The following is a 26443-nucleotide window of genomic DNA, read 5'->3' as shown; positions in this document are numbered from 1 at the left end:
CCGGGAGGATCATTTCATGGTCGGCATGATGAACTCGGCACCGTCCTTGATGCCGGAGGGCCAGCGGCTCGTCACGGTCTTGGTCCGGGTCCAGAACTTGATGGAGTCCGTGCCGTGCTGGTTGAGGTCTCCGAAAGCAGAGGACTTCCAGCCGCCGAAGGAGTGATAGGCGAGCGGAACCGGGATCGGCACGTTGACGCCGACCATGCCGATGTTGATGCGGCTGGCGAAGTCGCGGGCAGCGTCGCCGTCGCGGGTGTAGATCGCAACGCCGTTGCCGTATTCGTGCCTCATCGGCAGGTCGAGGGCTTCCTCGTAGTTCCTGGCGCGGACGACCGAAAGGACGGGGCCGAAGATCTCGGTCTTGTAGATTTCCATGTCCGGCGTGACGTTGTCGAACAGGCAGCCGCCGACGAAGAAGCCGTCCTCATAGCCCTGGAGCTTGAAGTTGCGACCGTCGACGACGAGCTTGGCGCCTTCCTCGACGCCCTTGTCGATGAGGCTCCTGACGCGCGCCTGGGCTTCCTTGGTGACGAGCGGTCCCATGTCGGCCTTCTCGTCCGTATAGGGGCCGATGCGCAGGCTTTCCACCATCGGCGTCAGCTTGTCGATCAGGCGGTTGGCGGTTTCCTCGCCGACCGGAACGGCAACCGAGATCGCCATGCAGCGCTCGCCGGCAGAACCGTAGCCGGCGCCCATCAGGGCGTTGGCGGCCTGGTCGAGGTCGGCGTCGGGCATGATGATCATGTGGTTCTTGGCGCCGCCGAAGCACTGGGCGCGCTTGCCGTTCGCAGCCGCCGTGCCATAGACATAGCGGGCGATCGGGGTGGAGCCGACGAAGGAGACGGCGGCGATATCCGGATGCGCCAGGATGCCGTCGACGGCGGCCTTGTCACCGTTGACGACGTTGAGGATGCCCGCCGGCAGGCCGGCCTCGATCATCAGCTCGGCAAGACGGATCGGCAGGGACGGATCGCGCTCGGAAGGCTTGAGGATGAACGCGTTGCCGCAGGCGATCGCCGGAGCGAACATCCACATCGGGATCATGCCCGGGAAGTTGAACGGCGTTATGCCGGCGCCGATGCCGACCGGCTGGCGGATCGAGTACATGTCGATGCCGGGGCCGGCGCCTTCGGTGAACTCGCTCTTGGAAAGATGCGGGATGCCGATGACGAATTCGCAGACTTCCAGACCGCGGATGACGTCGCCCTTGGAGTCTTCCACCGTCTTGCCGTGCTCCTTGGAGATCATCACGGCCAGCTCGTCCATGTTCCGGTTCAAAAGGTCGACGAACTTCATGAAGACGCGGGCGCGGCGCTGCGGGTTGGTGGCGGCCCACTTCGGCTGCGCGGCCTTGGCGGCGTCGACCGCGGCCTGCAGGTCCGCCTCGCTCGCAAGCGCGACCTTGGCCTGCACCTCGCCCGTCGCCGGGTTGTAGACGTCCGCCGTGCGGCCGCCGGTGCCGGGAACCTGCTTGCCGTTGATGAAGTGTCCGATCTCACGCATGGGAAGTTCCTCCTTTGTTGTGAACGGATCATCGCACTTCAATTTGCACAACTCAATCACCTCGGATAAGGAACCGTTGTGCAAAAATTAAAGCCGGAGGCCACGATGAACTGGGATGATGCGCGCATGTTCCTGGCGGTTGCCCGCACCGGGCAGCTGCTCGCCGCCTCCCGCCGCCTCGGCGTCAACCACGCGACGCTGAGCCGCCGCGTCAGTGCCCTGGAAGAGGCGCTGAAGACACGCCTCCTGATCCGCCGCACGAACGGCTGCGACCTCACCGCGGAGGGCGAGGCATTCCTCAGCGCCGCCGAGCGGATGGAGACGGAAATGCTGGCCGTGCAGGCGAGCATCGGCCGCATCGACACCGCGGTCGCCGGCACCGTACGCATCGGCGCGCCGGACGGTTTCGGCGTCTCCTTCCTCGCGCCCCGCCTCGGCCGGCTGACGGCGCGGCATCCGGAGCTGAAAATCCAGCTCGTGCCGGTGCCGCGCTCCTTCTCGCTCTCGCAGCGCGAGGCGGATATCGCGATCACCCTGGAGCGGCCGGAACAGGGACGGCTCGTTTCCTCGAAGCTGACGGACTATACGCTCGGGCTCTATGCCTCGCGCGACTACCTCACGGAGAACGGCACGCCGGAAACCGTCGAGGACCTGAAAGGGCATCGGCGGGTCGGCTATGTGGAAGACCTGATCTTCACGGCCTCGCTCAATTTCACCGGCGAGATCATGCGAAGCTGGGACGCGAGCTTCGAGATCTCGAGCGCCACCGGCCAGACGGAGGCCGTACGCTCCGGCGCCGGCGTCGGCATCCTGCACGACTATATCGCCCGGCAATACGGCGAGCTCGTCCGGCTGCTGCCCGCCACCTCGATCCGCCGCGCCTACTGGACGACCTGGCACGAAAGCGCCCGCGACCTGACGCGCGTGCGCACCGTCGCCGAGTTCGTGCAGGACCTCGTGCGGCAGGAACACGACATCTTTCTCTGAGCGTCAGTCGACGGCGGCCGAAGCCGTCACGGGCATCGGCACCAGCACGGTCCCGGTCCGCTCCACGGCTTTCCCGTCAGCCGGCTTTCCGGCGATGGCGACCTTCTTCCCGGCGATCTCTTCCGGCAGGGGAACGCGCACGGCGACCGCTTCCTCGACCCTCCTTTCCTCAACGGCCCGGCGCTTCGGCATGCGGCGCGGCACGATCTCCACGCTTTCCTCGACGGCCGCCGGCTCTGCAACGGCGAAGGCCGGCTGGCCGCGCGTGAAACCGCTGCCGCCGGCATATTGCAGCATGGCAAAAGTGTCGCGCGTGATCGGCTTCAGGCGCATGCCGGCCATCAGCGATGCGATGCGGTCCTCCGGGATAGCCGGATGGCAGAAGCGCAGGCGCACCTGGGCCGAGTAGCTGCCGGTCTCAAGCCGGCCCATCGCAGTCTCGCGCAGCGGCGAGACACGTTTGGCGAACTGCCAGGCATAAAGGCAGCTTCCCGAGGCGCCGAGAGGGCCTGTCGCATAACCATAGACGCCATGGGCGTTCTGGCCGGCCGCCGCATTGATCGTCATGGCGATGCCCGGCAGAGCCTGCCGCATCTCGGCAAGAACGGCCCGGCGCGTCGGGGCACGCAGGAAACCCGCCCCCTCGGAGGGCGTGCCGACACGGACGGTCAGCACGTTCTCGCCGGCCGAAGCGGTCGCATTGGAATAGACGATCGCCTGTTCGAAATAATTGTCCCGCACGGTCTGGCGCACGCTTTCGATGCGGCCGGAGACCGACGGCAGATAGGCGGCGGCGAATTCCGGCGACACCTCCGTCGAGATCGGCGGCGCATCCGGCCGGATGGCGCCCGTCTCGAGGAAAGGGTCGTGCACGGCGGTGCAGCCGGTGCCGAGGAGGGAAAGGGCGGCGAGGATCAGCCAGCGCATGGAGGTCCTATCGGGTAGAGGAAACGGCAAGGCCCCGTGCGGCCGCCGGATCGTAGAGATGCATGTTGAGCCGGGCGAACACGGCCCGCGCCTGCGCACGGTTGCCGAGGTGATAATAGGCCCAGCCGCGAAGCTGGCTGAGGTCCGCCGGCTCGGCGACAAGGCTTGCACGCGCATTCAGGGCGTCGAGCACGCGCTGGTACTGCCTGTGGTCGAAGGCCGAGCGGGCGCGCTGCCAGTAGATTTCGGCGCGCACCTCGCGCTCGCGCTTCTCCGACAACGGATACATGGCGACCATCGCCTCGGCATCGTCCGTCAGGCGGCCGCGCAGCAGCGTGAGCGCCGCGCCATAGGCCGCGTCCTGCTGCGTGCGGCTGTTGCCGAGCGCAGCCTCGAAGCCCTTGCGGGCCTCGGCAAGGCGGCCGAGCTCGAGATGGCACCAGCCCTTGATGAGCATGGCATCGGCGGAGACCGCGCCGCGCGTCTCCATGGCCGAAATGTCCTTGATGCAGGCGCCATAGCGCTTCGCCCTGAAATGCGCGAGGTAACCGGCGCCTCTTGCGGAAGAAGCCATCGCGGCGGGCATTTCGACGGCGGTGCGGCGTGCCCCCTTCGGCGGGGTGGCGACCTTTATCTCCTCCCAGATGCCCGGGTAGATGTCGCGATACTCCTCCTCCAGCGCGGCATATTCCTTCTTCTCGCCAAGGCGCAGCAGGCTGAGGGCGAGGCCCTTTACCCGGGCCGGGGCGCTTTCCCAATCGAGCGATTTCAGGAACCAGGCTTTTCCCGCCTCGTACTGGCGCGAATTGTAGGCGTACCAGGCGAGGATTTCCGCGTGATCGGCGCTCGACGTCGCCATGATGGCATTGCCATAGGCGGTCACGGTCTTCACGTCCGCATCCGGCTGGTCGGGCTTGGAAAAGCGCAGCGACAGCGCATTCATCAGGAATTCCGGGTCGTCGGAGAACTCCTCGATATAGTCCTGCGCCACGGCATATGCCTCGTCCTGCCTGTTCTGCGCCGCAAGCGACAGATAGAGGCCCTTGGCGTTCTCCTCGTCGCGGCGCTTGGCGAGCGCGGCCTTGAACCAGTGCTCGGCGCGGTCCGGTGCCTTGAGCTTCAGGTCGTACCAGCCGAGCAGGGACAGGTCTTCGAGGCGCCCGTCCTTTTCCGCAACGGTGCGCAGCTTGAGGACCTCGCTTTCCGCGATCGGCGTCTGGCGCTTTTCGTCGGCGTTGAAGCCCGCGACGTCCTTGCGCGTCAGGTCGAGCTCGATCGGCTGCAAGCCGGCCTGCAGCAACGGCGAGGCGGCCAGAACGCCCATTGCCTTGCGCACATCCTCGGAGGAAAAATCCCGCGTCGACTTCTGCAGGGTCGTCAGAATCTGCCGGTCCGGCAGGCGCTTGGCCTCCTCGCGGAAGAGCAGGCCGCGATAGGCCTTCGTCAGCGCATCCCTGGCGCCCGTCTCGGCATAGGCATCGAGCAGCATCCAGACGAGGTCGACCTCCGTTTCGCTCGAAGGATCGAGTGTCCTGGCCGCCTCGATGACACCCGTCCAGTCCTTTCGCGCGGCCGCGGCCGTCATCTCGACGCGCTGCTTGCGGCGGGCGAGCTTGCCGGAAAAATCCTCGCTCGGTCTCCATTCGGGATTTTCCGAGCGGCGCCGGCCGATCTCGGCCTCGATGCCGACGAAATCGTTCTTCTCGTAAAGCGCCCAGAGCGTGCTCTCATCCGCCTGCCTTGCGGCGGGCGAATAGACATCGGACGGCACCACGAAATCCGGATATTTCAGCCGCAGGCGGCTGGTCTCCGCCTCGAGCCGGTCCTGCTGCTTCTGCTCGGCATAGTAATAGAGGGCGGCAAGCTCGACAGCATCGGGCGCCGGTTTCGGTTCCGCGGCCACCGGCGAAAGCGCGGTGCAGCCGAGCAGGAGGGCGGAGAGGAGAACTGTTCTCATCGATCGGACCTCACACCCTTGCGCGGAACCGTCAGCCCGAGCCAGGCGGCGAAGACGCCGAGGCAGGCGAGCACGAGCAGCACGTAGATCTGGAAATTGTCGGAGAACCACGCGGCGGCGACCCGGCGCAGGTTGCCGGGGCTGCGGTCCGAAAGGTCCGCGACGTACCGTTCCGCCGCCGGCAGGCTGACCAGCGACAGGCCCGCCGTCTCGATGGAGGCCGTGCCGCCCTGGAGGCCCCGCCAGACGGCGGGCTCGACGAGCCGCTGCACGCCGGCGTCCACATCGCGCGGGGAATTGGCCTTGATCACCGTCCAAGTGGCAAGCCCGTCCGGCGCGCGCATCTGCGAGAGCGTGACCAGCGAGCCCTCACCGTGCGGGACCGTCCGGGCGTCCGCGCGCTCGTAGCTCAGCCAACGGCCAAAACTCCTCGAGGCGGCGGAGAGCCAGAGCTGCGCGCGCGAGCCGAAGGACAATTCCTCCTGCGGCGGCGCCGTCGAATTGTGGAAGGCCTGCAAGAGGTCGGCCGCCTCGTTGCCGGAAGCGCCGCCGGAAACCGAGGCGGTGACGACCGGGTCGGGCTTGAGGAGGTCGGCCAGGGAGGCGGAAACGTCCGACGCGCTCGGGAAGGCGGCCTTGTTCGCCGGGCCGAGTTCGGCGAAATCGTTCCGCGAGGAGATGACCAGCGCGTCGCGGCCTGCGCCTTGCACCGGCGTGCCGATCGCGATCTTCGCGTTCAGCGGCGCGCGGGCGGAAAGCGCAAGGCGCGACAGCACCGTCAGGCCCGCACCGACCGACTGCGTGTCCGCCCGGTCGATGACGAGGTCGAACGGCTTGCCGCCGCCATAGGGGTAGGCCTTGCCGGCGAGCGCCGCCAGATCGGGCAGCCGGCCGACGCGGGCGAGCGCCGGCACCTCGATTGCCGTCGTGTCGAGGAGAATGAAGCGCGGCTTGCCGTCGTCGCGCTCTTGCGGGCGGCAGGCGGCATCGGCCGCCACCGGCAGTTCGGCGAGAAGCTCGACCCGGTTCAGGCCCGGCTGGAAGGCGCGCAGCGGCAGTTCGATGCGCTTGCCGTCGAACTGCTGGCCCTCGCGATTGCGGAAGGGGTAGCTCGTCACGACCTTGTCGTTCACGCGCACCAGAAGCTGGGCCGTCTGCGCCAGCCCCGGCGAGGTCGCCGCATGGAGGCGCAGGTCGATGGTGGCATATTCGGCCGGATAGAAATCCGCCGGCATCTCGACGGCGAAATCGGTGCGCGAAAGGCGGCCGGAGAAGACGCGGGTCTCGTAGCCCGTCTCCTTCAGCGTGCGCCGTTCGCCGGCCTCGACGGCCAGCACGCCCCTGCCCTTCTCGAAGATGCCCGACTTCAGCCCGTCGGCCATCGGCCCTTTCACGGCTGCCAGCACCGCCGCATTGACGTCGCCGGGACCGGCAGCGCGCATGACGACCGTCGCGCGGCCTGCCGGGACACCGGGCTGTACGGAAAGGCCGCGCGGCACGGCGGAAAGGCCGAGGTCGGCAAGGGCGGCCGCACCGCTGCGATCCATCGCCATGACGATGTCGATACCCGGTCCCGCGCCCGACTTGTCGGCGACCGAAACCGTCACGTCGTCACGGTTCAGGAAGAGGACCAGTGCCTGCAGGACGGGCGCGGCCTCGTTCAACGCCTCGGCGGTCAGCGCGCCGGGAATGACGAGGCGGAGGTCGGTGCGGTGCGCCGCGTTGCGGCGGACGGCGAGCAGGCTGTCGAAATCGGTGAAGTCGGAGGGCACCGCCGAGGCGAAGCCGGTCAGCGCCGGGTCGAACTTCGTCCAGAGCTCGTAGGTCGCATCGAGCGAGCAATCGACGCGGTGGTGCTGCCGGGCGCGCAGGCGCACCACGTTGCGGCCTGCCTTGAGCCATTCCGGCGCGACGCGGAGCTTCTCCGTCCTGACGCCGTTCGGCGAGGCGACCGCGAAGCTGCCGGCATCGTGGCCGTTGATCTCGACATCCACCTTCGCCGTATCGGGCAGGACGGAGACGGCGTTGACATAGGCAAGGTTCAGCGTACCACCCGCCGAGACCTGCGGGCCGTCGAGCGCGAAGGTGAAGATGGCAACGTCGTCTTCGCCGGAAAGCGTATAGGCATCGGCCGGCTGCTCGAACGGCACGAGATGGCCAGCGATCGCGCCTTCCGGCTGCACGGCGCTCTTCGCCTCGACGGGCTGCGGCAGCAGGCCGCCGGTGAGCGCCGTCCCGTCGAGCAGGGGCTTGACGGAGTCCGCCACCAGCCCTTCCGCCCGGCCGATACCGGCAGAGGCGAGGAGGAAGGCGATAGCCAGGGTCTCGAAAAAGCGTGTCTTAGCCATAGGCTTGGCTCCCTGTCAGGACCGGCGGCAGCTCGGCGGCGCGGCCGGAAATCTGGGCATTGTTCTCCTTCACGACGATGGGCGCGTCGGCGAAGGATTTGACGGCGCCTTCGCGGACGAGGCCGGCGGAATACCGGAGCGCGCGCAGCGTCTCGCGGATGCTCCAGAGCATGAAGCGCGAGGTGCCCCAGAAGAAGCTGCGGCGCACCTGCCGGCGGGTGAGGCGTTCCTGCAGCACGGCCTGGTCGGAATACATCAGTTCGGCGATCGCCATGAAGGTTTCCGGCGTGCGCTCCTTGTAGGCAAAGCCGTAGACGGCCCCATCGCCCGCGCTGCGGCTGGAGCGGCAGATCACGTCGAAGGCGATGACCTGGCCTGCGCGGCGCAGCTGGATCGTTGCTTCCAACGGATTTTCCAGATCGACCTGCGGTGCCGCCTCGACGAACTCCACCGAGACGCCGCCGAAGGACGCATCCTGGATGATGATGTTGCTGAGCTTGCCGTCGACCTTCATCAGCGCATGGCGCTTGACCGGCAGGCGCTGGTTGCGGCGCAGCTCCCGCCGTTCGGCGACGACGCCGAGCGCCGCGCCGGCAAGGCCGAGGTTGATGAGGTTCCAGCCGGCGACGATCGTCAGCAGCTCGGTCGCGACCGGCTCCGTCAGGAAGCGGTAGCCGGAATAGAGCGCCGCCGCCAGGAGGACGAAGAAAATGATGAAATAGGGCCGGGCGAGCGGCGAGAGCATGCTGCGGTCGAGCGTCTGGCCCTTGGCGGTGACGTTGAAGGTCGGCTTCCTCGGATTGCGGACCACGCTGACGATGGAGCCGAACAGCATCACCGACTGCACATATTCGTAAAGCTCGGACACCCACGGCCAGCGCACGCGGCCGTAGAGGTAGCTCTGCATGGCGAAGGAGCCGATGAGGTAGGTCACCGCATAGGAGGCGAATTCCAGGATGTTCGCCTGGTAGATCTCCAGCGAGAAGAAGATGTAGAGCAGCGGCGAGAACACGAAGGCGAGCCGCGAAAGCGGGAACAGCCAGAAGAGGTTGATGCCGGCATAGCAGATGCGCTGCGCGAGCGTCAGGCCCCTGGCGAGGAACGGCCGGTTGAGGATCAGGATCTGCAGCATGCCCTGGCACCAGCGCGCGCGCTGGCCGATGAAGGAGACGAAGGTCTCCGGCTGGAGGCCGGCGATCAGCGGCTTGTCCACATAGAGGCTGTGCCAGCCCTTGGAATGGAGCGCCAGCGCCGTCTCGCAGTCCTCGGTGATCGACTGGCCGGAAAAGCCGTTCGCCGCCGCGAGCGCCGAGCGGCGCAGCACCGCCGCCGAGCCGCAGAAGAACGAGGCGTTCCACTTGTCGAGCCCGCGTTGCAGGATCGAGTAGAACATTTCGTTTTCGGACGGCATGCGCGCGAAGGTCTGGAGGTTCTTTTCCAGAGGATCGGGGTTGAGGAAATAGTGCGGTGTCTGGACGAGGAAGAGCTTCTTGTCCTTCGCGAAAAAGCCGACGGTCTCGCGCAGGAACCCGCGCACCGGCGCGTGGTCGGCGTCGAAGACGACGACGAGCTCTCCGTTCGAGACCTTCAGGCCCTCGTTGAGGTTGCCGGCCTTGGCGTGGTCGTTCTGCTTGCGGGCGTGATAGATGACGCCGAGGGAGGCGCAGAGCGCCTTCAGTTGCTCATGGCGGCGGATCGCGGCGATCGAGATGCGCGGATCCTTGTGGTTGCGCTTGGCCTCGGTGCCGCCGTCGTCCAGGAGATAGACGTTCAGCTTGTCTTTCGGGTAGAGCATCGATCTGGCCGCCGCGAGCGTGCCGGCCAGAAGCTCCGGCTCTTCGTTGTAGGACGGGATGAAGACATCGACGGTCGGCAGGCTCGCCGCCTCGCCAGGCTCCGGCGCCTTGCGCTTCAAGGGATCGGCCAGCATGAAGAAGCTGATCGCCAGCATGGCGAGGCAGTACATCTCGGCAAGGTAGAGAATGAGGCCGGGGATGAAGTTCAGCGGCTCGTGGATGCTCGGCAGCGTCTCGGTCGTGCGCCAGAAAGCATAGCGCATGGCCAGAATGCCGGCGAAGGTGAAGGTGACGAGCCGCAGGGTGGTGCTCTTGGGGCGCGTCATCGCCAGGAACATCACGCCGAGCACGGCGAAACTGAGAATGAGCTGGGCCTGGAGGCTGATCGGCAGCCAGAGAAGGAACAGCCCGGACATGCCGGCAGGAACCGCCAGCCACTTGACGCACGTCATGTGCATTTGAAGAACCCCATTTGCATCGCGGCGGCGCGTCATGCGGACCGGTTCCCCACCATGGGAACGAACCGACCCTAGGGATTCATTGGTCAACGGATTCCTAATACAGTGCCAAATCGGGAATGGCGCCGCTGGCGTGGTAAATGAAGGGTTTACAGCCTCTTAGGGATGAACCGGCGGCTGTGTCCTCGCCACGATGAGGTTACCGATGAGCGAGGCGGCAAGCCCGACAGAGATGCGTACAGGAATCAGATTTCCGCAGCAGAACATTCATCTTACGGAATAAAGGAGAGGTGGTACGGTTGAGTGGGGTCGAACCACTGACCTCAGGTGCCACAAACCTGCGCTCTAACCAACTGAGCTACAACCGCACAAGGCGCGTCCGGCGCGCTTGGTGCGTCACATACGGGCAGCCGCACCTTTTTTCAAGCGTTTTTTGCAGGAGCCTGAAAACGAAAACGGCCGGACGATCACCCGGCCATTCTACCATAGGGTCCAAGCCCGCGCTATGCGGCGGTTCAGACGCTCTTGAAGGACTTCATGGCCTTCTCGGCGGCCGACTTGCCCGGGGCAGCGACCTTTTCGGCAACCTTCTTGGAGGTTTCCTGAAGGGTCTTGGCCTGCTCGACGGCGACTTCGGCCTGCTTGCGCAGGAAGGCGGTCTGCAACTCGAAAAGCTCGGAAACGGACTTCACGCCAAGCAGGGCTTCCATATGTGAAAGCGAGTTTTCGGCATTGGTGCGAAGCGCTTCGATGGCCTTGAGGCCGAGTTCGACGGAGCCGGCCTGCGCGCTTTCGAGCGTCGCTTCAACGGTCTTCGTGGCGTCCTCGGCGGCTTCCTTCATCTTGGCATAGGCTTCCTTGGTCTGTGCGGCGCCCTTTTCGGCGAACTCGCGGAAGCTCTCGGAAAGCTTGGCCGGGTCGATGGATGCGATGGAAAATACGTCGTCGGTCTTCTTGGTAGCCATTGTCTGCGCTCCTTGGTTTGGCCCTCTCTAGAGGCGCCGTGTTCTTGGATGGCTTCCATATAGGCGATTTCTTTTCGCAATGCAACAATTTTGTGCGATGCACAATAAACTCTAACGGCCGTTAACCCTTCCGCCTGAAAGCCTTGGGTTGCGAGGGGCCGGCGCTGGACCCTCCGCCTATGCGCCGCTATTAATAAAGCGTTAATTGAAGACCGGGGCGCCGGAAGGAAGATGCAGGCCTGAACATGTCCGCAAAGCAGTATCCCTTTATCGACGTCGCCGTCCATGAACGGGTGCGCCTGCCCTTCGCCCGGGGCGAGGCGGTGGTGCTGTTTTCCAAGGACATGGCGCGCGTGCTCTGGTCGAACGGCCGGGGCGCTGCCCTCTTTGGCCATGACAACATCTACGACTTCCTCGACGCCGGCCCCGACCGCACCGACGTCGCCTTCCGCCAGCTCGCCGCAACGGCGCGGCAGGTGCAGGCGCCGGGCGAGCGGCGTTCCCTCCTCATGCGTATCGGCAGCGGCTTCCGCAGCACGCCGGTGAATGCAGCCGTCGAGGGCGTCACCATCCGCCCCGGCGACGAGGCGATCCTCTTCAGCGCACCGGTCGGCACCGACAGCCAGAGCCGAGAAGACGTGGCGAATGCCATGCTCGCCGGCTTCGACGATCCGGATACCCATATGGCGGTCCTCGACGGCGAGGGCCTGGTCGTCGCCGCTTCGGATGGCTTCGACGGCCTTATCATCAGCCCGCAGACGCGGCGCGCGCTTGTCGATGCCGCCGGACGCAGCGCCGAGCATCTCGTCAAGCGTCCCGTCGCCACCGGCCGCGGCCATCTGCCCGCCGCCATCGGCCGCATCTCCAATGACCCGGCGCTCTACCTGCTCTTCGCCGTCGAAACCATTCTCGGCCATCTCGACCCCAATGAGGACGACGCCGAGCCTGCCGCCGGGCCGATTTCCTCCGTCATGGAAGACCCCATGGTGCGGGAGGAAGCACCGGCCGAAGCGGCCGGGGTGACCTCCGAGACACAGCCGGCGGACGTCGAGGAAGAAACGGCGATCGAGGGCGCCCCCGTGGAAGAAGGCCCGGTGGGCACCAGCGACGCCGAGGCCGGCAACGTAGAAACCGCCGCGGCCGAAACGCCGGCGGAGAGCGAAGAGGCGGCCGTCGACGCCGGCACGGTCTCGACAACCCGGCAGAAGTCGGGCTTCGCCTTCAATCCGCAAGGCCGGCCGATCCGCTTCGTCTGGAAGATCGATGCCGAGGGCCGGTTCAGCGAGATTTCGGAGGAGTTCGCCGCCGCGGTCGGCCCGCATGCCGCAGCGATCTCCGGCGAACGCTTCAGCGATGTCGCCGCCCGCTTCGATCTCGATCCGGACGGCAGGATCGGCGACCTCCTGCGCCGCCGCGACACCTGGTCCGGCAAGACGATCCTCTGGCCGGTCGAGGGCACCAGCCTTGTCGTGCCGGTCGACCTCGCCGCCCTGCCCACCTATTCGCGCAACCGCGAGTTCGACGGCTTCCGCGGCTTCGGCATCGTGCGCATCGCCGATGCGGCCGTGGACATCCACGCGCGCGGCCTGGCGCTCGGCGAGACGGTGGAAACTGCGGACGAAACCGCGTCGGCCGAGGATGAGGCAGGCGAAACGCCGTTCCTGCCGGACGAAACGTCTGACGACGCGAACGCGGCACCGGCTTCGCACGAGCCGATCGAAACCAACGAGGCCGGCGAAACGGATGACGCCTCCGAAATGCCCGCCGGCGACGAGCACGACGCCTTCCGCGGCGAACGCCCGGCATTGCGCCTCGTCGAAAACCCGGCCCGCCGGCAGTCGGACAAGGTCGTGCAGCTCGAAACACGGCGGGGTCGCGGCGGCCTCTTCGATGGCCTCTCGACCGGCGAACAGGCGGCTTTCCGCGAGATCGCCCGCCAGCTCGGCGAGACTTTCGGCAAGCGCAAGCCCGAAGACCGCCCGGCGGGCGATCCGATGGACGAAGCACCGGCCGACGCCACGGCGGAACAGCCTGCGGAAACAGCCGGCGATTTGCCGCAGGACCCCACGGACGCCGTCGAGGCGGGCATCGAGCCCGCCGCCGGGGAGACCGATACGGAAATGCCCGGCCTCGAAGTCGGCCCGCATGCCGACGACCTCCTGGCCGCCGATCACGCGGCCGAGCGTTCGGCCATCGCGCCGCCGCGCACCCAGATGGACTACGGCCTGACCGCCGCGGTGGTCGATGCGCTGCCCGTCGCGCTGCTGGTGCATGTCGGCGACCGGCTGATCCATGCCAATCCGGAATTCTTCCGCCTGACCGGCTACTCCAACCTTAAAGACCTCGAAGCCTCGGGCGGGCTCGACATCCTGCTGGCCGGTCCCGACGAGGAGGCGGAGGACGGCGGCGGAACCATGGCGCTCCGTCATGCCGACGGCGAGAGCACGAGCCCCGTTCGCGCCCGCCTCCAGTCGATCCGCTGGGAGGACGGCACGGCGCTGATGCTGGCGCTGACGCCGGTCCAGGAAAAGCCGGCGCTCTCTCTGGTCGAAACGGCGCCGCCGCCCACGGAAACCGATGAGCGGAACGCGGACCAGGCCGCAGCGGCGGCGTTGCGCGTAGAGGTCAGCGAACTGCGCTCCATCCTCGAGACCGCGACCGACGGTGTCGTGGTCGTCGGCCAGGACGGCGACATCCGCTCGATGAACCGCTCGGCGAGCGCCCTCTTCAACTATGACGAGGACGAGACGCGGGGCCGTCCCTTCGCCATGCTGTTTGCCCATGAAAGCCAGAAGGCCGTGCTCGATTATCTCGCCGGCCTTTCCGGCCATGGCGTCGCGAGCGTGCTCAACGACGGGCGCGAGGTCATCGGCCGCGAGGCCTCCGGCGGCTTCATTCCGCTCTTCATGACCATGGGGCGCCTTTCCTCCTCCTCCGGCTACTGCGCCGTGATCCGCGACATCACGCAGTGGAAGCGCACCGAAGAGGAACTGCGCAACGCCAAGCGGGCGGCCGAGACGGCGAACGCGCACAAGAGCGATTTCCTCGCGCGCGTCAGCCACGAGATCCGCACGCCGCTCAACGCCATCATCGGCTTTTCCGACATGATGGCGACGGAGCGCTTCGGGCCCATCGGCCACCCGCGCTACATCGAATATGCCAACGACATCGGCCGCTCCGGCCGCCACGTGCTCGACATCGTCAACGACCTGCTCGACATCTCCAAGATCGAGGCGGGCGAGATGGAGCTGGAATTCACGGCGGTCGGCCTCAACGAGACGATTTCGGAGGCCGTCTCGCTGGTGCAGCCGCAGGCCAATGCCCAGCGCGTCATCATCCGAACCTCGCTTTCGGCCAACGTGCCGCAGATCGTCGCCGACCTGCGCTCCATCAAGCAGATCGCCCTCAACATCCTGTCGAACGCCATTCGCTTCACTCCGTCCGGCGGCCAGATCGTCGTCTCCACCGCCTATGAGGCGAACGGCAGCGTGGTGCTGCGCATACGCGATACCGGTGTCGGCATGACGCGCAGCGAGCTGGAACAGGCGATGAAGCCCTTCCGGCAGGTGACGACCGGCGCGCGCAAGCGCGGCGACGGCACCGGCCTCGGCCTGCCGCTCACCAAGGCGATGGTCGACGCCAACCGGGCGAACTTCGCGATCAGCTCGACGCCGAACGAAGGCACGCTCGTCGAGGTGATCTTTCCCTCGCCGCGCGTGTTGGCAGATTGAGCCGATTGGTCTAGACCGGCAGGAGCATCTTTTCCGTCGGCCCTGCCTTTCCGGCACGGCCGGTCCGTCGAGGTAACGCCTTGCAGGTCCTGTCCCGAAGCGTGCCGGCGCGCGGCCGGCGCCGCCTTACCGGTGCCGCCCGCCACCCGCTTCTTTCCGCCTCCGCGGTGCTCGCGGCAGCCATCGTGCTGATGCCGGCGATCGCCATCGTCGTCATCGCCGCGGCGGGCGGCACGGACAACTGGCCGCACCTCATGAGCAACGTCATTCCGCGCGCCACGCTGCGCACGCTGATCCTCCTGGCCGGGGTGGGTACGATCACGGCGGTCGTCGGCGTCTTCACGGCCTGGCTGGTGGCAAGCTGCGACTTTCCGGGCCGCCGCCTGCTCTCCGGCGTGCTCGTGCTGCCGCTCGCCATTCCCGCCTATCTCGGGGCCTATGCCTTTGCGGAGTTCTTCTCCTTCACCGGGCCGGTGCAGACAGGCTATCGCGCCCTCTTCGGCTTCCAGACGAGCCGGGACTACTGGTTCCCGGAAGTGCGCACCACCGGCGGGGCGATGCTGGTCCTCTCCAGCGTCCTTTATCCCTACGTCTATCTTTCCGCCCGTTCGATGTTCCTGATGCAGGGGCGCGCGGCGGCGGACGTGGCGCGCACCCTCGGCGCCGGGCCGCTGAAGGTGTTCGCGAAGATCCAGATCCCCATGGCGCGGCCGGCGATCATGGTGGGCCTGACGCTCGTCGCGATGGAAACGCTGAACGACATCGGCGCGGTGGAATATCTCGGCGTGCAGACGCTCACCTTCTCGATCTTCGACACCTGGCTCAACCGAGGCAGCCTGGCCGGCGCCGCACAGATCGCCTGCATCATGCTCGTCTTCGTCATCTGCCTGATGATGGTGGAACGCGCCGCACGCCGCCGGCAGCGTTTCGCCAGCCAGAAGACCACCGCCGCCGTGCACGATTCCGTACGCCTCAAGCTCGATGGCTGGAAGAAGTGGGCCGCGAGCCTTGCCTGCCTCATGCCGCCCGTCATCGGCTTTGCCATTCCCGTCTTCGTGCTCGGCGGCTATGCGGCCCGCCGGCTGGAACAGTTCGCCTCGACGCGCCTCCTCTCCGCCCTCTGGCACAGCGTGCTCGTCTCGGCATCGACGGCGCTGATCGCCGTCGTCCTTGCCTTCCTGCTCGCCTATGCCGCGCGCACGACGCGCTCACGCCTGAATGCCGCCGCCGGGCGCCTCGCCTCCTTTGGCTATGGCGTGCCGGGTACGGTGCTGGCGATGGGCGTGCTGATACCGCTCGCCAATTTCGACAACGCGCTCGATGCCTTCCTGCGCGCCGAGTTCGGCATCTCGACCGGCCTCCTTCTCTCGGGCACCGGCTTTGCCATCATCTTTGCCTGCACGGTGCGTTTCCTCACCATGGCGGAGGGCACCATCGACGCGGGCTTCCACAAGCTCTCGCCCCATCTCGACATGGCGGCCCGCACGCTGGGGCGCACGAGCGGCCAGACGCTTTGGAGCGTGCTCCTGCCGATGATGCGGCCCGCGACGCTGACAGCCGCGCTGCTCGTCTTCATCGAGACGATGAAGGAACTGTCGGCGACGATCATGCTGCGCCCGTTCAACTTCAACACGCTGGCAACGCTCGTCTACGAGGATGCATCGCGGGCGAAGGTGGAGGATGCGGGGGTGCCGGCCGTCATCATCGTCGCGGTCGGGCTCATCCCCGTCTTCCTCGTCTCGCGCTCGCTCGACGGAAAGAATGGTTAAAAAAGGGGGCGGCAAAAGCCGCCCCGATAGTCTGAATGCTGTCCAACAAAAGCGGGAGTGAACGGCTTCATGCCATCGGGGTCGTTGCGACCGGAACGCCCGTCATCGGGCGCGCTCAAGTTGGCACGACCTTGCGTCATTGCGGATTAACAATTCCTTACCCGGCCCGTTCCGGCACAGAGCCCGCGTTCACAACTTCGCAAACTTGGTTAACCCGCCGGGCCGGAAATCGTTAACTTACGACCTCAGCACCTCCAGATCGGCGAAAAGCTCCAGCGCCTCAGGATTGGCGAGCGCTTCCTTGTTCTTGACCGGCCGCCCGTGCACGACCTCGCGCACGGCGAGCTCCACGATCTTGCCGGATTTGGTGCGGGGAATATCGGCAACCTCTATGATCTTCGCCGGCACGTGGCGGGGCGAAGCGCCGGTGCGGATCTTCGTCCTGATCGTCTTTTCCAGCGCCTCGTCCAGCACCTTGCCGGGGGCGAGCCGCACGAAGAGCACGACGCGCACGTCGTCGTCCCATTCCTGGCCGATGCAGAGGGCTTCAACGACCTCTTCGAGTTGCTCGACCTGATTGTAGATTTCCGCGGTGCCGATGCGCACGCCGCCGGGATTGAGCGTGGCGTCGGAGCGGCCGTGAATGACGATGCCGCCGTGGCCGGTCCATTCGGCGAAATCGCCGTGGCACCAGATATTGTCGAAGCGCTCGAAATAGGCAGCGCGGTACTTGGCGCCCTCCGGGTCGTTCCAGAACATGACCGGCATGGAGGGAAAGGCCTTGGTGCAGACAAGCTCGCCCTTCTCGCCACGCACCGGACGGCCCTCCTCGTCCCAGACGTCCACGGCAAGGCCGAGGCCCGGCCCCTGGATCTCGCCGCGCCACACCGGCTTCAGCGGAATACCGAGCACGAAGCAGGAGACGATGTCCGTGCCGCCGGAGATCGACGCGAGCTGCACGTCGGGCTTGATGCCTTCGTAGACGAAGGAGAAGCCTTCCGGCGAGAGCGGAGATCCCGTCGAGGTCAGAAGGCGCAGGCCGGAGAGATTATGCGTCGTGCGCGGCGTGAAGCCGCCCTTGCGCACCGCGTCGATATATTTGGCGGAGGTGCCGAAGACCGCGAACCTTTCCGCCTGCGCATAGTCGAAGAGCACATTGCCGTCCGGATGGAAGGGCGAACCGTCGAAGAGGCAGAGCGTGGCGCCGACGGCAAGGCCCGAGACCAGCCAGTTCCACATCATCCAGCCGCAGGTGGTGAAGTAGAACAGCCGCTCGCCCTCGACGAGGCCGCAGTGCAGCCGGTGTTCCTTCAGGTGCTGGAGCAGCGTGCCGCCGGCCGAGTGCACGATGCATTTCGGCACGCCCGTCGTGCCGGAGGAAAAGAGGATGTAGAGCGGATGGCGGAACGGAAGCTGCGCGAAGGCCAGCGGTTTCGCCTCGTAGGGCGCCATGATCGCATCGAGCGTGCGGCCATCCGGCAGGGCGGCGGCGAGCGCCTCGGCGTCACCGGCGTAGTGCACCACGACGACCGGCGCGCCGAGCTTGCCGGCAACGGCCTTCACCTTGGCGGAAACGTCCTGGAGCTTGCCGGCGTACCAGTAGGCGTCGCAGGCGATGAAGAGCTTCGGCTCGATCTGGCCGAAACGGTCGAGCACGCCCTGCTCGCCGAAGTCGGGCGAACAGGAGGACCAGATGGCGCCGAGCGAGGCGACGGCGAGCATGCAGGCGATGGTTTCCGGCATGTTCGGCATCATGGCGGCGACGCGGTCGCCCTCGCCGACGCCCATCGCGGCGAAAGCCTGCTGGAGCCTGGAGACACGGGCGCGCAGTTCGTCCCACGACCAGCGATAGGAGACCTTGTCCTCGCCGCGGAAGATCACCGCATCGGCCGGGCCGGTCTTCCTGAGCAGGTTCTCGGCGAAGTTCAGACGCCCCTCGGGAAAGAAACGGGCCTCCAGCATACGCTCGCCGTTTTCGAGCGCGGTACCCCCCTTTTCGCCGATGGCGCCGCATTCGTCCCAGACGGCGGTCCAAAAGGTCGCCCGGTCTTCCACCGACCAGGCGTGCAACGCGTCATAGGACGTAAAATCACGACCGGCGATGCGGCCCGCGGCCTTCATGAACAGGGCCATCGGGCTCTTTGCCAGGGTTTCTGCCGAAGGTTCCCACAGGGGCTTTTCTGACGTCATGCTTTCCTCCACTCCATGGCATCCGTATAGCATGTTGCGCCGCGGTATAAAGCGGCGAACGCTGGATCGCGGCGTCGCCGAACGCAATTCCGCCATGCCGGCATTTGATTTCTTCCGCACGAGCGCCTATCCCCGTTCTGCTTGAGATGAGAACGCTGCCGGCAGAGGAGCCGCGCCGAATGCCCCTTTCCCGTTTCCTACGACCGAAGCACCTTGCGGGGGCATTCCTCGTCGTTCTCCTCATTGCCGGCGCGCTGCGCATCGCCTTTCCCTTCCTCGTGCAGACGGAGACCGTGGAGCGGGGCATCGAGCAGACGCTGGAGAACTGGACGGGCGCAGAGGTCCACATCGGCAAGGACGCCGAATTCGCCTTCTGGCCCTATCCGCGCGTCACGCTCGGCGACGTGCGCATCCTCGGCGGCGAGGAAGATGGGGCGAGCGGCGAACTTGCGTCCATCGAGACCATATCCGCCACCTTCGATCTTCTCGGCGCGGTGCGCGGGCGACCGGCCTTCAGCGACTTCGAGCTCGTCCGGCCGGCCATCCGGGTCGGCTGGAGCACCGACGGCGTGCTCAACTGGCGGCACAGCGGCTGGCTGATGCAGGCGATCGACGCGACCGCGAGGGCGCCCGAAGGCCAGCCCGCGGCGGACCTGCCCGACGAGCGCATCGGCACCATCTCCATCCGTGACGGGGTTCTCGACATAGCACGAGGCGATGCGGAGCCGTACCGCTTCACCGGCGTCAACGGCAGCATCACCTGGCCGGCGCTGCGGCAGCGCCTCGACCTTTCGCTCTCCGGCGCCGTCAATGGCGAGGTGGCCCGCTGGTCCTTCAGCTGCGACCAGCCGCTTTCCCTGCTTGCCGGGCGTGACGCCACGGTCCGCACCAATCTTTCGGCCGATCCGACGACGGTCGGTTTCGAGGGCACCGCCAACCTCTCCGGCAACGCCTTCGTGTCCGGCGCCATGCAGCTTTCCACCCCGTCGCTCAGCCACCTGCTCGCCTGGCAAGGCAAGGATATTCCCGCCGTCGGCAATATCGGCCAGGTGAATGTCGAGGCGAACGTGACGACCTCGGGCTATTCCGCCAAGCTCGAGAATGTCCGGCTGACGCTCGACAACGCGCAGGCGACCGGCGTTCTCGACATCGGCATGCCGCCCGAGGGCGTGCCGCAGGTCGACGGCACGCTGGCCTTCGACAGGATCGACCTTCGCGCCTTCCTTTCGGCTTTCTCGCCGCTGCCCGGCACCGACCAGAACGCGCCGACGATCGACACGGCCTTCATCCACCAGTTCGGCATGGACCTGCGCCTTTCCGCCAAGACCGCCGACTTCGCACCCTTCTCCCTGCAGGACCTTGCGGCCGGGATGCGCATCGAGAACGGCCGCGCCTCCTTCGACATCGGCGACAGCACGTTCATGGATGGCCGCATGACCGGGCGCATCGCCCTTGCCGAGAACGGCTTTCGCGGCGGCGGCCAGTTGCAGATGTCTTTGAGCAACGTGGATATCGGCGGCGTCGTCAGCGCGCTTGCCCTGCCCGGCCCGCTGCCTTCCGGCATCGGCTCGGCGGATTTCGAGCTTTCGACGGACCGGCCGCTGTGGGCGACGACGGTGTCCGACATGTCCGGCCGGTTCCGGCTGCGCATGGGGCCGGGCACGCTCACCCATTTCAATCGCCAGGCCTTCGAGGAGCGGGCGGCGCGAAATGCGTTCTTCCGGTTTTCCGAAGCCGCCAACGGCTCCTTCGACTTCGTGCGCGCCGACGTGGAGGCCCGGCTGGACCGCGGCCTTGCCGAGCTGACCAAGGCGGAAATCGAAGGCAACGAGAAGCTGCTGACGCTGTCGGGCATGATCCCCTACCGCACCGGCAGCGTGGCGCTGGCCGGCACGCTCGCCGACCGCCCGCAGGCGGGGAACGCTGCCGTCAAGCCGGCCATCAGCTTCTTCGTCGGCGGTTCCTGGCCGGAACCGGTGATCTCGCCGGTTTCCATCCTGACGGGGCAGCCTCCCCGCCAGTAGCGCTTTCATCAGCGGCCGGCGAAGGCTGCCCGCTCGTCCCGCAGGCGCTGCACCTCGCGGCGCTTCGTCATGATCGAGGCGATGACGACGCCGACGGCGACGAGGCCGATGAGCAGCGTGCAGGCAGCGTTGATTTCCGGCGTCACGCCGAGCCGCACCTGGCTGTAGATCTTCATCGGCAGCGTCGTGGCGCCGGGGCCGGAGGTGAAGCTCGCGATGACGAGATCGTCGAGCGAAAGCGTTAGCGCCAGCATCCAGCCGGACAGCACGGCCGGCGCGATGATCGGCAGCGTCACCTCGAAGAAGGTCTTCACCGGCGTTGCCCCGAGGTCCATCGCCGCCTCTTCGATCGAACGATCGAAGGAGAGCAGCCGCGACTGCACGACCACCGTCACGAAGCACATCGAGAAGGTGATGTGGGCGAGCGTCACCGTCCAGAAGCCCCGGTCGAAACCGATGGCGACGAAGAGCAGCAGCAGCGACAGGCCGGTGATGACCTCCGGCATGACGAGCGGGGCATAGACCATGCCGGAAAAGAGCAGCCGGCCGCGGAAGCGCGTGTAGCGCACGAGCGCCAGCGCCGCCATCGTGCCGAGCGCGGTCGCCACGCTCGCCGAGACCAGCGCCACGCGGATCGTCACCCAGGCCGCGTCGATAAGGCCCTGGTTGTTGAAGAGCGAAACGTACCATTTCGTCGAGAAGCCGGCCCACACCGTCACGAGCTTGGACTCGTTGAAGGAGAAGACGACCAGCAGGACGATCGGAAGGTAAAGGAAGGCGAAGCCGAGGACGACGGAGGCGATGTTGAAGCGGGACCAGGTGCTCATGGCCTACCTCCCCTGCTCTTCGGCTTTCGCCTGCGCATTCTGGAAGAACACGATGGGCACGACCAGGATGAGCAGCAGGATCGTCGCGACGGCGGCCGAAACCGGCCAGTCGCGGTTCGCGTTGAATTCATTCCACAGCGTCTTGCCGATCATCAGCGTCTGCGACCCGCCGAGAAGGTCGGGAATGACGAACTCGCCGACGGCCGGGATGAAGACGAGCATGCAGCCCGCGACGATGCCGGGAATGGAGAGCGGGAACGTCACCTTCCAGAAGGCGGAGATCTGCGGGCAGCCGAGGTCCTGTGCCGCCTCGATCAGCGTATTGTCCATCTTCTCCAGCGCAGAGTAGAGCGGAAGGACCATGAACGGCAGGTAGGAATAGACGATGCCGATATAGATCGCCCAGTTGGTGTTCATGATGATCAGCGGCGAATCGATCAAACCGATGCCCATCAGGAACTGGTTGAGCAGCCCTTCCGGCTTCAGGATGGCGATCCAGGCGTAGACGCGGATGAGGAAGCTCGTCCAGAACGGCAGGATGACGAGCATCAGCAGCGTCGGGCGCAGGGAGCGCGGCGCCTGCGCCATGCCGTAGGCGATGGGATAGCCGATCAGCAGCGTGATGAAGGTCGAGACCCCGGCGATCCACAGGCTCGACAGATAGGCGTTGATGTAGAGAGAGTCCTCGGTCAGCCAGACGAAATTGTCGAAGCTGAGCTGGCCGATCTTCTCCCATATGCCGGAAAGACCGTCGGACAAGGCGAAGACCGGCTCGTAGGGCGGCTGGGCGATCGCCGTGGTCGAAAGCGAGATGCGGAAGACGATGAAAAAGGGGATGAGGAAGAAGAACAGCAGCCAGGCATAGGGAATGATGATGACAAGGCGGCTGAAGATGGCGGAGCCGAGCTTGCTCATCCGATCAATCCTTCAATACGACGCCGGCGGTTTCGCCGAAGGAGACCCAGACCTTCTCGTCATAGGCGATCGGATCCTCCACCTCGCGCTGGGCATTCAGCATGGAGGCCTTCACCACCTTGCCGCTGTCGAGCTTGACGTGGAAGACGGTCATGTCGCCGAGATAGCCAATGTCCCAGATTTCGCCCGATGCCGCGTTGACGGAGGCGTCCGCAGGGGCCGCGCGCGTCACCTTCAGCTTCTCCGGGCGTATGGCGAAGCCCGCGGCGCTGCCGGGTGCCGGCGCATTGGCCGTGGCGGTGCGGATGGTGAAGCCGTCATTGGCGACAAGCTCGATCCTGCCGTTGCCGCTTGCCGAAACCTTGCCGTCGAGGATGTTCACGTCGCCGATGAAATCGGCCACGAAGCGCGAGTTGGGAGCCTCGTAGATTTCCGCGGGCGTCGCCACCTGGATGACCTTGCCGTGGCTCATCACCGCGATGCGGTCGGCCATGGTCATCGCCTCCTCCTGGTCGTGCGTCACGACCACGAAGGTGAGGCCGAGTTCCTGCTGCAGGTCCATCAGCTCGAACTGGGTTTCCTCGCGCAGCTTCTTGTCGAGCGCGCCGAGCGGCTCGTCGAGGAGCAGCACCTTCGGGCGCTTGGCGAGCGAGCGGGCGAGCGCCACGCGCTGGCGCTGGCCGCCGGACAGCTGGTGCGGCTTGCGCTTGGCGAACTTTTCGAGCTTCACCAGCTTCAGCATCTGGGCGACGCGCTCAGCGATCTCGTTCTTCGGCATGCCGTCCTGCCTGAGGCCGAAGCCGATATTGCTCTCCACCGTCATGTGCGGGAAGAGCGCGTAGGACTGGAACATCATGTTGACCGGCCGCTTGTAGGGCGGGATGCCGGCGATGTCCTGGCCGTCCAGGATGATCTCGCCGGATGTCGGCCGCTCGAAACCGGCGAGCATGCGCAGGAGCGTGGACTTGCCGCAGCCCGAGGCCCCGAGCAGCGCGAAGAACTCGCGATGATAGATATTGAGCGTGAGATCGTCGACAGCCGTGAAATCGCCGAACCTCTTCGTGACATTGCGGAACGTGATGAACGGTTTTGCGTCCGGATCCGTCCACGGAGCGAAGGAGCGACGGATATTGCCGAGAGATTTCATTGCCTGTCCCCATCTCTTTTCTTGGCAGCCGAAATGAAATTGCCCGGAAGAGGCTTCCGGGCAATTCGTGTCGGACCGGTTATTGGCCGGTCACGATCTTGGTCCAGGTCCGCGTGAACAGGCGCTGCGTCTTGGCGTCCAGTGTCGTGTTGGTGAAGAGCTTCGCCAGCGTCGCCTCATCCGGATAGATGGTCGGGTCCTTCAGGATCTCTTCCGGCAGAACGGCCTGCGAGGCCTTGTTGCCGTTGGCGTAGTGGATGTAGGTCGATGCCTTGGCGATGACGTCCGGGCGCATGATGTAATCGAGGAAGGCATGGGCTTCCTCGACATGGGGCGCATCGGCCGGGATCGCCATCTGGTCGAACCACATCTGCGTGCCTTCCTTGGGGATCACGTAGCCGACCTCGACGCCGTTGCCGGCCTCTTCCGCGCGGTCGCGGCCCTGGAAGACGTCGCCCGACCAGCCGATGGCGATGCAGATGTCGCCGTTGGCAAGGCCGTTGATGAATTCAGACGAGTGGAACTTGCGCACGAAGGGCCGGATCTTCAGCAGCGCTTCCTCGGCCTTGGCAATGTCGGCCGGCTCATGGCTATCGGGATTGAGGCCGAGATAGGCGAGCGTGACCGGGATGATGTCGGTCGGCGAATCCAGTATGTTGATGCCGCAATCCTTCAGCTTCTCGGCGTTGGCCGGGTCGAAGATCGCGCTCCAGCTGTCGATCTCGTCCGTGCCGAGGGCTTCCTTGACCTTGGCCTTGTTGTAGCCGAGGCCGATCGTGCCCCACATGTAGTTGATCGAGTATTCGTTGCCCGGATCGAACGGCTGCATGCGCTCGGCCACCATGTCCCACATGTTCTTGAGGTTCGGCAGCTTGGACTTGTCGAGCTTCTGGTAGACGCCCGCCGCGATCTGGCGCTGGAGGAAGGTGTTGGTCGGCACCACGATGTCATAGCCCGTGCCGCCGGCAAGCAGCTTCGTCTCGAGGATCTCGTTGGAGTCATAGACGTCGTAGACGACCTTGATGCCGGTTTCCTTGGTGAAATCGTCGATGATCGAGCTGTCGATATAGTCGGACCAGTTATAGACATTAACGACTTTTTCCTGCGCGGACGCGCCGCCGGCGCCAAGCAGCGCGGCAAAGGCCGCAGTCGCCAAAAGAGTACGTCTTATCATTGATTTATCTCCCAGTTTCCTTCGCGGGCCTATGAGTTCGTATGAAGAACAGTCGCCGATTATGGATGTTTTTCAAGAGGCGACAAGCTGCATTCTACGCAAACATAGGGCGAAATTTTATATCACATTGTTCCCATTCCTATCATATTTCAAGCGGCATCTCCGGCGGAAATCAAGCAGAATCTCACTGGAAGTCGAAAAGGCTGAGGCCGGCGACCATTTCATCGAGCCCGAGCGGGCGCGTGACGGGCGGCTCGGCGCGGGCAAGACAGCCCTGCCGCTCGCAAAGCCGGCAGGCCGCGCCGACGGCGACCGCTCCGTCCCGCCGCACCGCCTCCGCGTATACGGTATCCTCCGCATGGGCGGCATCGCAGCCGAGAAGCAGCGCGGTGCGGCGCACGCGCTCGGCAAAGAACCCCTGCGGCCCTTCGAGCGTGCGGGAGATCGTCAGGAAGGCGGCACCGTCCGGCATTTCCACGCGGTCGACGAGGATCTGGCCCGGCTGCGAAAAGGCGGAATGCACCCCGAGCTTGGGACAGCCGCCGCCGAAGCGGGCCTGCGGGAACCCTTGCGCGCCCGCCCGGCGGAAGCGGTTGCCGGCATTGTCCATCTCCAGCATGAAGAAGGGCACGCCCGCCTTGCCGGGCCGCTGCAGCATGGTCAGCCGGTTCGCAGCCTGCTCGTAGGAAACGCCGAAACGCGAGCGCAGCACGTCGACATCGTAGCGAACCCGCTGCGCCGTGGAATGAAAGGCCTCGTAAGGCATCATCAGGGCGTGGGCGGCGTAGCGCGCCAGCTCGAAGCGGGCGATGCGCCTTGCCTCCGCCGTCGAGAAGGCGAGCAGGTCGAGTTCGGCAAATATTTCGTCCTGCAGCGCAAGCTGCACCGTCTCCATCGCGATCTCGCGCAGCTGGTCGAAGGGCGACAGGCGCTCCGACAGGAAGAGGCGCATGGAGTGCCGGTCGAAGCGGCGGCGCAGGTTCGGCATGGTGTGGACCGGCAGCAGCCGCACGACGACGCCATGCTCCTTGCGCAGCCATCCCTTCAGCGCGGCGGCAAGCTCGTCTCCCGGCGCCAGCGCCGCGTGGAAGCGCTCCGCCGCCTCGTCGATCGCGCCGAAATAGTTGGGACGGCTTTCCAGCCTGTCGCGCACCTCGTCCATCGGCAGCAGCGCGCTTGAAAGCGTGGTCGCACGGCCTTCGCGGGCAAGCAGGTCGGTTAGGTCGGTGAGGCGGGCGGCCTGCTCGCGATAGGCCCGATAGAGCTTGAGGATGCCGCTCGCGACATTCGGCGCCGCATCGGCGATCTCCACCAGCTCGTGATCGCCCGGCAGCTCGCCGGCGAGAAGCGGATCGGCGAAAACCTCGCGGAGCTGCCGCGCGTTGCCGGCGCTTTCGCCCTGAAGCTCGTCGAGATCCACCTTGTAGACGGAAGCGAGCCGCAGGAGGAGCTGCACCGTCAGCGGCCGCTGGTTGCGCTCGATCAGGTTGAGATAGGACGGCGAGATCGACAGGCCTTCCGCCATCGCCGTCTGGGTAAGGCCGAGCGTGTTGCGGATACGCCGGACCTTCGGGCCGGCAAAGATCTTGTTCTCCGCCATATGTCAAATCCTTTACACGACCCTTTCAACGGGGAACTTTACAATTTTTACTTTTTTACAGAGCCAGCCTGTCAAAGACAAGACATCATTACCCGATTATCCCGCTGATTTTCCGGTTTTTA

The 26443-nt window shown here is 65.8% G+C and carries 16 protein-coding genes and 1 tRNA gene; 4 read left to right on the top strand and 13 right to left on the bottom strand.

The features are described from left to right. Positions 1-9: 9 nt before the first annotated feature. Positions 10-1506, bottom strand: coding sequence for a CoA-acylating methylmalonate-semialdehyde dehydrogenase (locus ACIIOY_RS23160; protein ID WP_411037031.1), 1497 nt, complete (start codon positions 1504-1506; stop codon positions 10-12). A gap of 105 nt (positions 1507-1611) precedes the next feature. On the opposite strand from ACIIOY_RS23160, the gene ACIIOY_RS23155 reads away from it, so the two are divergent. Next, a complete protein-coding gene (locus ACIIOY_RS23155; protein ID WP_411037030.1) occupies positions 1612-2493 on the top strand; it encodes a LysR family transcriptional regulator in 882 nt (293 codons plus the stop codon). A 3-nt stretch (positions 2494-2496) separates the two neighbouring features. On the opposite strand, the gene bcsN is transcribed toward ACIIOY_RS23155, so the two are convergent. The 6 genes from bcsN to ACIIOY_RS23125 all read right to left on the bottom strand — a co-directional run bounded on the left by bcsN (position 2497) and on the right by ACIIOY_RS23125 (position 10944). Then, the gene (gene bcsN / locus ACIIOY_RS23150; protein ID WP_411037029.1) at positions 2497-3420 is read right to left on the bottom strand and encodes a cellulose biosynthesis protein BcsN; all 924 of its coding nucleotides are present in this window, start codon (positions 3418-3420) and stop codon (positions 2497-2499) included. Between the two features lie 7 nt (positions 3421-3427). Then, on the bottom strand, positions 3428-5377 hold the full coding sequence (locus ACIIOY_RS23145; RefSeq protein WP_411037028.1) for a hypothetical protein: 1950 nt from the start codon (positions 5375-5377) through the stop codon (positions 3428-3430). Then, positions 5374-7725, bottom strand: coding sequence for a cellulose biosynthesis cyclic di-GMP-binding regulatory protein BcsB (locus ACIIOY_RS23140; RefSeq protein ID WP_411037027.1), 2352 nt, complete (start codon positions 7723-7725; stop codon positions 5374-5376). The genes ACIIOY_RS23145 and ACIIOY_RS23140 overlap by 4 nt, the downstream gene beginning before the upstream one ends. Further along, positions 7718-9979, bottom strand: a complete 2262-nt coding sequence (bcsA, locus tag ACIIOY_RS23135) for a UDP-forming cellulose synthase catalytic subunit (protein WP_411037026.1) — start codon at positions 9977-9979, stop codon at positions 7718-7720. The genes ACIIOY_RS23140 and bcsA overlap by 8 nt, the downstream gene beginning before the upstream one ends. 291 nt (positions 9980-10270) lie before the next feature. Then, positions 10271-10347 (bottom strand) — tRNA-His (locus tag ACIIOY_RS23130). A gap of 147 nt (positions 10348-10494) precedes the next feature. Then, on the bottom strand, positions 10495-10944 hold the full coding sequence (locus tag ACIIOY_RS23125; protein ID WP_411037025.1) for a phasin: 450 nt from the start codon (positions 10942-10944) through the stop codon (positions 10495-10497). Positions 10945-11189: 245 nt separating this feature from the next. Here ACIIOY_RS23125 and ACIIOY_RS23120 point away from each other — a divergent pair, with 245 nt between their 5' ends. Then, positions 11190-14675: an ATP-binding protein gene (locus ACIIOY_RS23120; RefSeq protein WP_411037024.1), complete on the top strand. Its 3486-nt coding sequence runs from the start codon at positions 11190-11192 to the stop codon at positions 14673-14675. 191 nt (positions 14676-14866) lie between these two features. Beyond that, positions 14867-16444 carry an ABC transporter permease gene (locus tag ACIIOY_RS23115; RefSeq protein ID WP_411037051.1) on the top strand — a complete coding sequence of 526 codons (1578 nt, stop codon included), beginning with the start codon at positions 14867-14869 and terminating at the stop codon, positions 16442-16444. Positions 16445-16681: 237 nt separating this feature from the next. Here ACIIOY_RS23115 and ACIIOY_RS23110 read toward each other — a convergent pair whose 3' ends face one another. After that, complete coding sequence (locus ACIIOY_RS23110) at positions 16682-18634, bottom strand: acetoacetate--CoA ligase (protein WP_411037023.1); 1953 nt, start codon at positions 18632-18634, stop codon at positions 16682-16684. Positions 18635-18813: 179 nt separating this feature from the next. Between ACIIOY_RS23110 and ACIIOY_RS23105 the strand changes: the two genes are divergently transcribed. After that, on the top strand, positions 18814-20658 hold the full coding sequence (locus ACIIOY_RS23105) for an AsmA family protein (protein WP_411037022.1): 1845 nt from the start codon (positions 18814-18816) through the stop codon (positions 20656-20658). Positions 20659-20666: 8 nt separating this feature from the next. Here ACIIOY_RS23105 and ACIIOY_RS23100 read toward each other — a convergent pair whose 3' ends face one another. The 5 genes from ACIIOY_RS23100 to ACIIOY_RS23080 all read right to left on the bottom strand — a co-directional run bounded on the left by ACIIOY_RS23100 (position 20667) and on the right by ACIIOY_RS23080 (position 26321). Next, on the bottom strand, positions 20667-21485 hold the full coding sequence (locus tag ACIIOY_RS23100) for an ABC transporter permease subunit (RefSeq protein WP_411037021.1): 819 nt from the start codon (positions 21483-21485) through the stop codon (positions 20667-20669). 3 nt (positions 21486-21488) lie between these two features. Further along, positions 21489-22400, bottom strand: coding sequence for an ABC transporter permease subunit (locus ACIIOY_RS23095; RefSeq protein ID WP_411037020.1), 912 nt, complete (start codon positions 22398-22400; stop codon positions 21489-21491). Between the two features lie 4 nt (positions 22401-22404). After that, the gene (locus ACIIOY_RS23090; protein WP_411037019.1) at positions 22405-23547 is read right to left on the bottom strand and encodes an ABC transporter ATP-binding protein; all 1143 of its coding nucleotides are present in this window, start codon (positions 23545-23547) and stop codon (positions 22405-22407) included. A gap of 79 nt (positions 23548-23626) precedes the next feature. After that, positions 23627-24718 carry a polyamine ABC transporter substrate-binding protein gene (locus ACIIOY_RS23085; RefSeq protein ID WP_411037050.1) on the bottom strand — a complete coding sequence of 364 codons (1092 nt, stop codon included), beginning with the start codon at positions 24716-24718 and terminating at the stop codon, positions 23627-23629. A 187-nt stretch (positions 24719-24905) separates the two neighbouring features. Next, a complete protein-coding gene (locus tag ACIIOY_RS23080; RefSeq protein ID WP_411037018.1) occupies positions 24906-26321 on the bottom strand; it encodes a helix-turn-helix domain-containing protein in 1416 nt (471 codons plus the stop codon). Positions 26322-26443 lie beyond the last annotated feature (122 nt).

Origin of the sequence: Shinella agrisoli (assembly GCF_046557955.1) — a bacterium.
In the GTDB taxonomy this organism is placed as follows: Bacteria; Pseudomonadota; Alphaproteobacteria; order Rhizobiales; family Rhizobiaceae; genus Shinella.
Note: the sequence above shows the minus strand (reverse complement) of the source record. Positions and strands in the feature narration are given on the sequence as shown.